At 41.8% G+C, this 9422-nt stretch carries 8 protein-coding genes; all 8 read left to right on the top strand.

Annotation, left to right across the window (positions count from 1 at the left end):
* Positions 1 to 194: 194 nt before the first annotated feature.
* The 8 genes from O9290_RS23030 to O9290_RS23065 all read left to right on the top strand — a co-directional run bounded on the left by O9290_RS23030 (position 195) and on the right by O9290_RS23065 (position 9299).
* On the top strand, positions 195 to 1067 hold the full coding sequence (locus O9290_RS23030) for an FkbM family methyltransferase (protein WP_288057273.1): 873 nt from the start codon (positions 195 to 197) through the stop codon (positions 1065 to 1067).
* A gap of 360 nt (positions 1068 to 1427) precedes the next feature.
* A complete protein-coding gene (locus tag O9290_RS23035; protein WP_008202052.1) occupies positions 1428 to 2498 on the top strand; it encodes a hypothetical protein in 1071 nt (356 codons plus the stop codon).
* A gap of 607 nt (positions 2499 to 3105) precedes the next feature.
* Complete coding sequence (locus O9290_RS23040; RefSeq protein ID WP_002760223.1) at positions 3106 to 4134, top strand: chlorophyll a/b binding light-harvesting protein; 1029 nt, start codon at positions 3106 to 3108, stop codon at positions 4132 to 4134.
* Positions 4135 to 4400: 266 nt separating this feature from the next.
* A complete protein-coding gene (fldA, locus tag O9290_RS23045) occupies positions 4401 to 4913 on the top strand; it encodes a flavodoxin FldA (RefSeq protein WP_002760221.1) in 513 nt (170 codons plus the stop codon).
* A gap of 132 nt (positions 4914 to 5045) precedes the next feature.
* Positions 5046 to 5789 carry an alpha/beta hydrolase gene (locus O9290_RS23050; protein ID WP_288054895.1) on the top strand — a complete coding sequence of 248 codons (744 nt, stop codon included), beginning with the start codon at positions 5046 to 5048 and terminating at the stop codon, positions 5787 to 5789.
* Between the two features lie 19 nt (positions 5790 to 5808).
* Positions 5809 to 6165 carry a hypothetical protein gene (locus O9290_RS23055; RefSeq protein ID WP_288054897.1) on the top strand — a complete coding sequence of 119 codons (357 nt, stop codon included), beginning with the start codon at positions 5809 to 5811 and terminating at the stop codon, positions 6163 to 6165.
* Between the two features lie 131 nt (positions 6166 to 6296).
* Entirely contained in the window at positions 6297 to 8153 is a 1857-nt protein-coding gene (thrS, locus tag O9290_RS23060; protein WP_288054899.1) for a threonine--tRNA ligase, read from the top strand.
* 114 nt (positions 8154 to 8267) lie between these two features.
* Positions 8268 to 9299: a CobW family GTP-binding protein gene (locus tag O9290_RS23065; RefSeq protein WP_288054901.1), complete on the top strand. Its 1032-nt coding sequence runs from the start codon at positions 8268 to 8270 to the stop codon at positions 9297 to 9299.
* Positions 9300 to 9422 lie beyond the last annotated feature (123 nt).

The following is a 9422-nucleotide window of genomic DNA, read 5'->3' on the forward strand; positions in this document are numbered from 1 at the left end:
CGAGAATATCAATGCCATAGTTCATAAGTACCTAGTCATCGATAGTGATTAGACCCCACAGTGCGGTATTGGGTTTTATTGAGGGGGTGTCGGACCGATGGGGTAGGATAGTAGGACAGAGGAGGAGGCTCGACCGCAGAGAGCGGTATAATTAATATTTAGATGCCTCCATGGCTAACTTGAAGTGAGAGTATATGTTTAAAGAAACTACTTATTTGCATAAGTTCAGTTATTTTCTTGGATTGGTTCGAGAGATTGGCGGCTGGGATTTCCTATCCCGCTATGTAGTACGAGCATTTTATAAAATAACCAAGCTCAACCAGAAAATGGTTCTATTTAATAATGTAGAAATGACTCTGCCCTATAATAGTCGATTCGGAACGGAAATTTTCCTCGAGGGAAGCAAGTTAGATTGGGGATATGAAATTATCCTTCATCGGTTCTTAGATATTAATAAAGACTTTATTGATGTTGGGGCTAATATTGGTTATTACAGTTTACTGGCTGCTCCTTCATCTAATCAGGTTTATGCCTTTGAACCCGATCCGAGAATGATTGAACACTTAAAGAGAAATCTTTCCCAGTTTCCCAATTGTCATGTTCTAGAAGAAGCACTTTTTCCCGAGCCTGGCACTATGGATCTTAATTTGAACTCAATACCTGAACTAAATTCGCTGGTTAGGCATAGTACCCAAGAGAACAAGGTGACAGTCAAGGTAAATACTTTAGATCAATTGATGTCTGATTATCCGTCACTGAGTGTTTCCTGTATCAAAACAGATGCTGAAGGGGCAGACTTCGATATACTAATTGGTGGCAAAAATCTTCTAATTCGAGATCAACCTTTGGTCTTGTCGGAAATTTATCCGACAAACAAGCTCCTTGAATTCCTTAAATCTATTGAATTTACCTGTTTTGCTTTCGTCAAATCTAAGGATGAGAATGGAGATAATTTCCAACCAAAATTCATCAAGATTGAAACAAAACCGATCAACTCTCGCATTAAAATGATTTTCTTAGTTCCTCCTAGGCTCTTGTCAAGGTTTGAAGAGCTAAAAGATGTCTAACACTGCTTATTCCTAGGAGTGCGATTGCCATAGCTGTAGAGTGCCTTCCCTGATGTGGCTCCTACTGCCGCACCGATAGTTTTTTGGGAATGCACCATGCTCATTCATTCGAGCAATTGAGCGAAAAAATCGGGTCGAAAACCTCACCTTAAGGCGAAAAGTTTTTGAAGCAGGGCATAAATCCCCGTTACAAAAACTGACCCCTGCCCCCTGCCTTCGTTAACCGTTCTGTTGAAGTTATCAAGGAGTCAAAAATATGAAGATTTGCCAACCATTGAATCAAAGGAGGTAAAGGGCATAATTGAACCTAAAACCCCATACATCGCTCCAGTTTTAGCCAGGAAAAAGAGGTGAATAACAATGAAAAAATCAATTGTTAAATCGATACTTGCTGTATTATTAGCTACTGTTTTTCTGACTTTTCCCTATGGATTAGTTAACAGTGCCTTAGCCCAAACTCTCCCCCCAACTGTTACTATAACACCTTCCCCTCAAACTACCTCCCCAACTGTTACGACAACACCTTCCCCTCAAATTCAATGTGGGACTGGTGCAAAGTTCTCTCTCTTCCCGTTCCTCATAGCATTAGGGGGTGTTTTGGGTTTCTATACAATTACTGTTTTGTCGGTAAGCTTGGACAACAACTATAATTTTAGCAAATTATGGGTTAAGCCTGTAGCTTTGACAGCAGGACAGTTTGGTCAAGCTAGTCTTTCCAATTTTCAAATTTTTGGTTTCACCTTAGTGGTGCTATTTCGACTTCTATACACCCTGGCCAGTTGTGGAGCGCTGAGTGGGCTATCAGATGACATTCTTTTACTACTAGGTATCAGTGCCGTTGGCACAACTGGTTCCAAGGTTATCGCATTGGGAAATAAACGACTGACATTCTCTAATTGGGCCTGGTTGCGAAATCATCAATGGCTGACCATTGGTGAAAAAGGTTACGAGGGGGGAAAACCAAAATTAGACGATGCAAAATGGAGCGACTTAATCAAAAGTGGTGGATCATTGGATGTTTACAGCTTTCAACTATCAGGTTTTAGCTTGTTGGTGGCTGCTAGCTTATTGGTCGGTATTGGTTCAGATCTGGCGAATTTTACTTTACCATCAAACTTTCTTTCTATTCTTGGACTGAGCAACGCTGTCTATCTAGGAGGAAAAGTTACAGAGCCAAATTCTTACGAAGAACTCAACCAAAAAATCGATGAATTACGGACGGAAGAAACCGACTTAATTTCTCAACACCCTAATATTCAACCCGAAAGTTATGGAAAGTATATTGCCAAAGCGCGTATTGTTGCAGCGATGCTCAGGTCATTTTACGGTCAGCAAGGAACTTTTAGTGGTAATCCTACCATTGACCTTAGTAACCTGATGCCATATATTCCTCAAGAAGATCAGAAGTTTCAGTCAGCGATCCCTAAATGACCAAATTGCGCTCCCTAGGGAGCTTGCCCTATTTATTGTCTGGCTGACCTTGTACCCATGTCAGTAAGTGGCTGGTTATAATTAGGGGCTGCTGAATAATGGTAAAACCCTTTTAAAATAAGGCTTTTGACCTGTTAAAGTCCGATGTTAGTGCTGCGAAAATAGGATTGGGACTTTCAAAAACCTTGCATTATCCTTCTTGTGGTACATCGCTTGGTACAAAAAACAAGGGCAACAAAGCCTGAAACGACCGACTCCTGACGACCGGCTACTGACTCCTACCCCCAGGAAAAACTTTTTCAGCAGACCCTAATTACAGGCTTGTTTAAGTGATGACAAGCTAATTATCCTCTAGTCTTTGTTAAAAATTAATTAATAATTATTCTCAATTATTTGAGGTGATTACTCTAGCTGCGATCCAAGATTCATGCTGAAAAGCCTTGATTTTCAAAGGCTGATCAGGCTAAAAATACTGATGTATTAAAGTATGCCGAGCAACTGTAACAATTCTTAACTTGACTTTATTGAGAATTATTCTAGACTAAGACTTAAAGCTTATTGCATATTATTATCAATAAGCTTGGTTCTATTTTCGTTAAAAGATGCCATGCAGACCTACGATAATCCTCAGATCGAGTACGACTGGTGGGCAGGAAATGCCCGTTTTGCCGATAAATCAGGCTTATTTATCGTTGCCCACGTTGCTCAAGCTGCTTTAATCGCTTTTTGGGCAGGAGCCTTCACCTTATTTGAAATTTCCCAGTATCGCCCCGATATAGCCATGGCAGAACAGGGCTTAATTTTACTGCCGCACCTGGCCACTTTAGGCTTTGGAGTCGGAGAAAAGGGGCAAATCATCGATATCTATCCCTTTTTCGTGATTGGCTCAATTCATCTGATTTCTTCGGCAGTTTTGGGAGCAGGAGCCTTATTTCACCTGTTAAGAGTCCCAGAAACCCTGAAAGATTCCTCCGGTCCGGGGAAAAAATTCCATTTCGATTGGAGTGAACCCCGACAATTAGGAGTTATTCTCGGTCATCACCTGCTCTTTTTAGGTATAGCTGCATTATTATTAGTGGCCAGAGCTATGTACTGGGGGGGATTATACGACGCAACTATCGGCGCTGTCCGAGTCGTTAGTGAACCAACCCTCGATCCTTGGGTTATCTATGGCTATCAAACCCACTTCGCTACTGTGGACAATCTCGAAGATTTAGTCGGTGGTCATATCTACGTCGGTTTAATGTTAATTGGGGGCGGTGTCTGGCATATTATCGTTCCCCCGCTCAAATGGGCGAGAAATGTGCTGATTTTCTCCGGAGAAGCCATTTTATCCTATTCCTTGGGCGGAATTGCCCTCGCTGGTTTCGTGGCCGCCTATTTCTGTGGGGTAAATACCCTCGCTTATCCAGTCGAATTTTACGGGCCAATTTTAGAAGTGAAGTTAGGAATTGCTCCCTACTTTGCCGACACGGTGAAATTGCCCTTTGGAGTGCATACGGCGCGCTGTTGGTTAGCTAATGCCCACTTTTTCCTCGCTTTCTTCTTTTTACAAGGTCATCTCTGGCACGCTTTACGCGCGATGGGTTTTGACTTTAAACGAGTAGAAAAAGCCTTAAATGCGATAGAAGCCTAGTTTTTTCAAGGAAGATTAGGATAAACTATCGATTTTCCTAATTTTCCCCGCTGATCAATCTTTCTAACTGTCCCTTATGCCTTACTGTCCCTGTTGTAACACCAAATTGCTGCATCACATTGGACGCTCTCGCTCTTATTGGTACTGTAGTTCTTGCCGGCAGGAAATGCCAGTTTCAGAGGGAGAAAACTGTAATCAGGGGCTTTATTCCCTATCAAGGAGAATTAAGAGTTAAACTCACTTATTTCGCAACAAGGACAAATTTTATGGCAAAAATTGGCTTATTTTTTGGCACGCAAACCGGCAAAACCGAAACGGTGGCGGAAATGATTCAGAAAGAATTTGGAGGTGAGGCAATTGTAGAATTACACGATATCTCCTCCGCTTCTACCGAGGATTTTGCCCCCTACGATGCCCTGATTATCGGTTGTCCCACATGGAATATCGGCGAATTACAAAGCGATTGGGAGGGTTTTTACGATGAATTGGATGACATTGATTTCGTCTCCAAAAAGGTCGCTTATTTCGGGATGGGGGATCAAATCGGTTATGCGGATAACTTTCAAGATGCTCTGGGGATACTGGAAGAAAAAATCGCCTCCCTAGGGGGTAAAACTGTCGGTTATTGGCCGACAGAAGGTTACGATTTTAACGAGTCGAAAGCCCTAAAAAATGGCAAATTTGTCGGTTTAGCCCTCGATGAAGACAACCAATCCGATTTAACTGAACAACGGATCAAAACTTGGGTCGCGGGACTTAAGGGCGAATTTGGCGTTTAGTTAGCTATCAATCAGTTATCAGTTATCAGTTATCAGTGAATAGTATTAAGTGGCTAGTTCGCAGCTTTCTTTTCACCAATTACTGATTACTGTTTACTGATCACTGAAAAATCCCCTATATCCTTGATTATTATGTCTCGATTACCTGATGCAGTTTGGATTAATGTTAACCCCAGTTTTCGCCGTTTTGATCGCCCGGTGTTGGATTTTTTAGCCCGGGAAATTGCGATCGCTGATTGGCAATACTGTCAATCTCTTGATCAGCCAGCTTCTCTTGATATCGCCTTGGTATTAATACAAGATTACCTGAAACAATGCGATCAACCGCTGCATTTAGTCGGCCACGGCACGGGGGGATTAGTAGGATTACTGTATGCGCGTCGTTATCCAGAAAGGGTAAAATCCTTAACTTTGCTCTCTGTGGGAGTCTATCCGGCGATCGATTGGCAAGCTCATTATTATGTGCTATCAAAATTACTGCCTTGTTCTCGTCAAACTCTGCTCAATCAATCGGTTCACAATCTTTTTGGTCATCAATCCTGCGCTTTAACCCAAGAATATCGCTATCTCTTGGAAGAGGATTTATTATTGTCCCTTTCTCCCCATAATCTCTATCAGAATGCCCATTTCGCCCCGGGGACAGTTCCCGTACCCCTGTTAGTCTGTGGGGGAGATATCGATACGATTATCGATCAGCATTTATTGCAGGGATGGCAACCCTGGTTAAAGTCAGGCGATCGCATTTGGAGTTGTCACAAAGGGCGTTATTTTTTCCACTATTCCCACCCCTACAGCGTCAGTCAAGAGATTTTTAGTTTCTGGCGATCTCTAGTTCCACAGGAATTTCTTTCTGAGCAAACTGTAATTATTCCTTAATTGACAAAAATCGAGATTTATGTTAAGGCTAATACCGCTCTTTTGTCCGATCGCAATCTGGCTCGTTCTCTTATTTTTTTTTACTGCTCTTTTTCTTGCTGTTGCCCAAGGGCGCCGGCAGTTGCAAAAGCTGCATCGAATTCCCTGTAGTCGCTGTGTTTTTTGTACCGGAGATTATCGCTTGAAAAGTGCGGTGCATCCAATGCGTGCCTTTTCGGAAGAGGCACTCGATTGTCGGGATTTTGAGCGAGAAATTCAGGAAAATCAGAAAATGGGTTTCTTGAAGAAACCTGTTTTCTCAGTTTCTTTTCTCGTCATCATAACCTGGATTCTGGCTGTTAAGTTGAGAATATCGTCGATAATACCTGCTTTTTAAAGTAGGGAGACTTCCAGTTTGAGCGGTAAGCTATCAGCGTTGAGCTTGCCGCTAGAGGATTTGAGCGCATTTTTCTCTCAGACATCAGCCCTCCTCTGCTAAGATGATAATCATTATCATTTTAGCAGGCAATGGTCAATCAGATTAAGTCCCCCCTAGCAGAAAGCCCCGTTATCGAAGAAGATTCGCAAAAAATCGTAAAAATACGCCATACTTGCGCCCATATCTTAGCGATGGCTGTACAAAATCTCTTTCCTGAAACCAAAGTCGCTATTGGTCCCTGGACAGAAACGGGATTTTACTACGATTTCGATCGCCCAACACCCTTTACCCCCGAAGATTTGGAGAAAATAGCGGCAGAAATGGGGCGAATTATCGGGAAAAACCTGCCAATTATCCGAGAAGTGCTGGAAAGAAGCGAAATTACCGCAGAAATCGAGCGCCTTAATCAACCCTACAAACGGTCAATTTTAGAGAGAATTCCCCCAGATGAAACCATTACCCGTTATTTTATCGGTAGTCCGGACGCAGGACGGAGCGATCGAGAACCCTCGTTAATTGATGGCGCTGTTTCTCCCCCGGAAGAATTTTGGTGGGATCTGTGTGCGGGACCCCATCTCAACTCGACGGGGGAAATTAACCCAGATGCTTTCGTCTTGGAGAGTGTAGCGGGTGCTTATTGGCAAGGAGATGAAAAACAGCCGCAATTACAGCGAATTTACGGCACAGCTTGGCAAACCCCCGCAGAATTACAAAATTATCTCCAACAAAAAGAAGAAGCGCAGCGACGAGATCATCGCAAATTGGGACAACAATTAAAATTATTTAGCATCCAAGAAGATGCCGGTGGCGGTTTAGTTTTTTGGCATCCCCGGGGTGCAACAATGCGTTATTTAATCGAAGATTATTGGCGCCAAGCTCATTTAGAAGCGGGTTATCAATTTCTTTATACTCCCCATCTAGCTAATTTAGATCTGTGGAAAACTTCTGGACATTGGGACTTTTATCGCGACAATATGTTTGAGGCGATCGAGTTAGAACAGCAAAGCTATCAAATTAAGCCGATGAATTGTCCTTTTCATGTTTTAACCTATCAAAATGACCTGCATTCCTATCGAGAATTTCCCCTCAGATGGGCAGAATTAGGCACAGTTTATCGTTACGAGCGATCGGGGGTTTTACATGGATTAATGCGGGTAAGAGGTTTTACTCAAGATGATGCTCATATTTTTTGTTTGCCCGAACAAATTGCCGCAGAGATTCTAGGAGTTTTAAATTTAACCGAGAAAATTCTCTCCGATTTTGGCTTTACTAATTATGAGGTAAATTTATCGACTCGTCCCAGTAAATCCGTGGGTAGCGATAGTGTTTGGGAATTGGCAACCGCAGCTTTAATTGAGTCCTTAAATGCTAAAAAGTGGGATTATATTGAGGATCAGGGAGGTGGGGCTTTTTATGGTCCAAAAATTGATATAAAAATTCAAGATGCGATCGGTAGAATGTGGCAATGTTCCACGATTCAGGTCGATTTTAACTTGCCAGAACGCTTTGATATGCAATATGTCGCTAGGGATGGTACTCGGGAAAGACCGATTATGATTCATCGAGCTATTTTTGGCTCTTTGGAAAGATTTTTTGGTATTTTAATCGAGAATTATGCGGGAGATTTTCCTCTCTGGTTAGCACCTATTCAAGTCCGTTTATTACCCGTTAGTGATGAACAGCAGCATTATGCTTTAGAGGTAGCAGTGCAGTTAAAACAAGCTGGTTATCGAGTGGAAATCGATAAAAGTGGTGAGCGTTTAGGCAAACAAATTCGTACAGGAGAACTAGAAAAAATCCCTGTCTTAGCTGTGATTGGAAAAAGAGAAGTTAGCAGTAAAACTCTAAGTGTTCGCACTCGACAAGGGGGTGATTTAGGTTCGATGACGCTGGCAGATTTATTAGAAAAAATGCAAACGGCGATCCTATCTAAAACTAATCTCTGAAGCTTTTGTATAAACCAGCAAATAGGGGAGATTGATCCCCTCCAGACGAATTTAACAGGGTTGAGAAAAGCCTATTTTCTGCCAATTAATTAACTTACAAGTGGGTTAGCTGCCATGAGTTCTTTGATAATTCCCCTCTCCGATTCCCTCCCTTGCTTGCCTAAATCAGGAATGCCTGTGACGATTATTACTGGTTTTTTAGGGAGTGGAAAAACCACCTTACTCAATCATATTCTTGACAATAAAGAAGGGTTAAAAGTTGCCGTCTTAGTCAATGAGTTTGGGGATATTAATATTGATTCTCAATTGCTTGTTTCCATCGATGAAGATATGGTAGAATTGAGTAATGGCTGTATTTGTTGTACGATTAATGATAGTTTAATTGAGACAGTCTATCAGGTCTTAGAAAAAGAAATACCCGTGGACTATCTAATCATTGAAACCACAGGATTAGCCGATCCTTTGCCAATTATCCTCACTTTCCTGGCCACGGAATTAAAATATCTGACTCGCTTAGATTCTATTATTACCCTCGTGGATTCTGAAACCTTTACTGCCGATCATTTTGATAGTAATATTGCCCTTAGTCAAATTCGTTATGGTGACGTGGTAATTCTCAATAAAATAGATCGAGTCAGTCCCAAGAAATTAGATGATTTAGAAAAGTTTATTCGTCGAGAAAAAGAGGGTATAAGACTCCTAAAAAGTAGTTATGGTCAGGTTCCTTTGGGTTTATTGTTAGATCTAGGTTTAACTAAAGAAGAATTGTATAAAGTCCAGTTGAGAGACTTTCAAAAAAATCGCCAAAGCTCCAGTGATAATCAATCTCCTGAAGACTTTAATTTTGTCTCCTTTGTTAGCGATAAACCATTTAATCTAGATAAATTTGAGCCTTTTCTCACGGAAAAAATTCCAGTAAATGTTTTTCGAGCTAAAGGGATTCTCTGGTTTCAACAAAGCGATTTAAAACATATTTTTCAATTGAGCGGTCTTCGTTACGATCTGCAAGCGGTAGAATGGGATACATCTCCTCAGAATCAGTTAGTTTTTATCGGCAGAAATTTAAATAAAGAGGAAATCTTGACACAACTAAACGAATGCTTGGCTAGTTCTCAAAAAATTAAAAAGCACAAACTAAGTAGGTAGGTGTTAAAAGTTTTCAGACACCCCCCTTATTAAGGGGGGATTAAAGGGGGGATCCCCCCGCCTATCGGCACCCCCCTTATCAAGGGGGGCAGGGGGGATCGGCACCCCCCTTATCAAGGGGGG

Source organism: Microcystis sp. LE19-41.2A (assembly GCF_027530405.1).
Taxonomy (GTDB): Bacteria; Cyanobacteriota; Cyanobacteriia; order Cyanobacteriales; family Microcystaceae; genus Microcystis; species Microcystis aeruginosa.